This is a genomic window from Candidatus Pelagibacter communis, from assembly GCF_001179845.1.
GTDB classification, from domain to species: Bacteria; Pseudomonadota; Alphaproteobacteria; order Pelagibacterales; family Pelagibacteraceae; genus Pelagibacter; species Pelagibacter ubique_Q.
Map to the genome: position 1 here is coordinate 1 of NZ_CVSB01000015.1, position 2,831 is coordinate 2,831.

At 33.7% G+C, this 2,831-nt stretch carries 4 protein-coding genes; all 4 read left to right on the forward strand.

Annotation, left to right across the window (positions count from 1 at the left end; translation table 11 throughout):
- A partial coding sequence (locus AMN81_RS00810) for an extracellular solute-binding protein (RefSeq protein ID WP_338140288.1) occupies positions 1 to 428 on the forward strand: 428 nt, incomplete at its 5' end.
- Positions 429 to 496: 68 nt separating this feature from the next.
- A complete protein-coding gene (locus AMN81_RS00815; RefSeq protein WP_072090254.1) occupies positions 497 to 1,744 on the forward strand; it encodes an ABC transporter permease in 1,248 nt (415 codons plus the stop codon).
- A 2-nt stretch (positions 1,745 to 1,746) separates the two neighbouring features.
- The gene (locus tag AMN81_RS00820) at positions 1,747 to 2,601 is read left to right on the forward strand and encodes an ABC transporter permease (RefSeq protein WP_072090255.1); all 855 of its coding nucleotides are present in this window, start codon (positions 1,747 to 1,749) and stop codon (positions 2,599 to 2,601) included.
- 42 nt (positions 2,602 to 2,643) lie between these two features.
- A partial coding sequence (locus AMN81_RS00825; protein ID WP_143312049.1) for a 3-hydroxyacyl-CoA dehydrogenase NAD-binding domain-containing protein occupies positions 2,644 to 2,831 on the forward strand: 188 nt, incomplete at its 3' end.

Here is a 2,831-nt window from a genome sequence, read left to right on the forward strand (position 1 = left end):
TATTAGCTAATGGTGAAGTAGTAATGGCTACTGGTTGGAATGGTAGATTCTTTAATGCGCAAATGGAAGGTACTCCACTTGTTCAAGTTTGGGATGCACAAATTCTTGACTATGAATATTTTGCATTAGTTAAAGATGGTCCAAACTATGCTAGTGGTGATGCAATGAAAGTACTTGCAGAAATGACAAGTACTGAAGGTTTAGCAGGAAGTGCTAAATATATTGCTTATGCACCTTGGAGAAAATCTTCAATTGCAATTATGGAAGCAGGAGAGCCTTGGTTTAAAGATGGTAAGACTAACATGGTACCACATATGCCAACAGCACCAGCTAACTTAAAAAGCCACATTCTTATGAATCCAGACTACTGGGCAGATAACCAGGATGAGATTAATGAGAAATGGGAAGCAATGAAAGCTGGTCTATAATTTAGTTTTATAGAATAGTTTTTTATACTATATTGAAAGGGCAGTTATTATAACTGCCCTTTTTTATTATGAGCCAAGAACAAATTTTATCATCTGATGGGGTACCTCTTCAGGAAAGTCTTAAAAAAGCTGAGCGTAAAAATAAGTTAAAAGCTGTTTTACTTGTAGCTCCATTATTCTTATTTATCTTAATTATCTATATATTTCCAATCGGTGACATGCTGTTTAGAAGCGTTGATGATCGTATGATCACCAAAATGCTTCCAAAAACATTCATGGCCATGGAGAAATGGGATGGAAAAGATTTACCAGAAGAACCGGTTTATGAAGGACTTTATGAAGATCTAAGTTTGTTAAAAAAAAATAAAACTTTTGGAAAAATCATAGCTAGATTGAACTACGAAAAGTCAGGTTTCAGTAGCTTAATAAAAAAGACAATACGAAAAATAGATAAACTTGAAGAGGGAAATTATAAAGAACAGTTTATTAAAATTCACAAAAGATGGGGCCAATCTGAATATTTAGTTGCCTTAAAGAATACAGCACCAAATTGGTCATATGCCAAATACTTAAAAGGTGTTGATTTAAAATTTGATGAAAGTAGAAATATCATACAGCAAGATGAAGATAGACGAATTTACAAAACACTTTGGCTGAGAACAATAAATGTAGCTTTCTGGGTGACAATTTTTTGTTTTATTCTTGCGTATCCAATTGCTCATTTATTAGCAACATTGCCAATGAAATACAGCAACTTGCTGATGATATGTGTACTACTTCCTTTCTGGACATCACTGTTAGTTAGGACATCAAGTTGGATGGTATTACTTCAACAACAGGGACCTATTAACGACTTGATTGTTTGGCTGGGTTGGGCCGCAGATGATAACAGGCCTGAATTAATGTATAATGTAATTGGTACCTTTGTTGCCATGACACAAATTCTTCTCCCATTTATGGTTCTACCGCTTTATAGTGTAATGAAAACTATCTCTCCAAGTTTAATGAGGGCTGGAAAATCATTAGGAGGAACTCCTTTAGTCTCTTTTTTTAAAATTTATTTTCCTTTAACAATTCCAGGAATTGGTGCAGGAAGTTTGTTGGTGTTTATCTTAGCAATTGGTTATTATATCACCCCAGCATTAGTGGGTGGAGCAAGTGGATCTTTAATTAGTAATAACATAGCTTATCACATGAAGAGTTCACTTGATTGGGCTTTTGCTTCAGCGCTTGGAACAATGCTTTTAGTGGGAGTATTGGCCATATATTGGGTTTATAATAAATTAGTGGGTATAGATAATATTAAATTAGGATAATTATGGCATTACCAAATCACACTCCACTAAATTATAGAATATGGCACTACACATATTTAACTTTTTGTTTTTTAGTGTTCTTTTTTTTGATTGCGCCATTGTTTGTAATCTTACCACTTTCATTTAACGCTGAACAATACATTCACTTTTCAGCAAAAATGTTAGCACTTGATCCTGAAGGATTCTCTTTAAGATGGTATGAAGATATGATTTTCGGTACAAAAAATCCATGGGGACTTGCAACAAAAAATAGTTTAATTATTGCTTTCTTTGCAACAATAGGATCAACAATTCTTGGTACTGTTGCAGCTTTAGGTTTAAGCAGTAGACACATGCCATATAAAGCTGCTTTTATGGCCTTATTAATTTCACCAATGATTGTCCCTCTAATTATATCTGGTACGGCAATTTTCTTTTTTATGGCAAAAGTTGGCTTAGCCGCTACTCATACAGGAATTGTTCTATCTCATATAATCTTAGGAACTCCATTTGTAGTTATCACTGTTACAGCAACTTTGTCAGGTTTTGATCACAGTGTAACTAGAGCAGCTGCAAGCCTAGGTAGTAATCCAGTGAATACATTTATGAAAATCACATTGCCACTAATTATGCCTGGTGTAATATCTGGAGCTTTATTCGCATTTGTTACATCATTTGATGAAGTAGTAGTAGTACTATTCTTAGCTGGATTAGAAAACACAACTATCCCAATTCAAATGTGGGTTGGACTAAGAGAACAGTTAAGCCCGACTATTATGGCTGTGGCAACATGTTTGATTGTTATGTCTACCCTAATTTTAGTAACTGCAGAATTATTAAGAAGAAGATCTGAGAGACTAAGAGGAATTCATAGATAATTAATTTACTTAGTTATTTTTTTTAATATAAAATCTTAATTTATGGAAATTAAAAAAGTTGTTGTGATTGGATCAGGAACAATGGGAAGTGGAATTGCAGCACACTTATGTAATGCGAAAATTCCAGTAACTCTTTTAGATTTAACAACTGAGATTTCAGAAAAGGCAAGAGGCAGAATATTCAAGTCAAAACCACCATTATTGTTAGATAAATCAAAAATAGACAATAT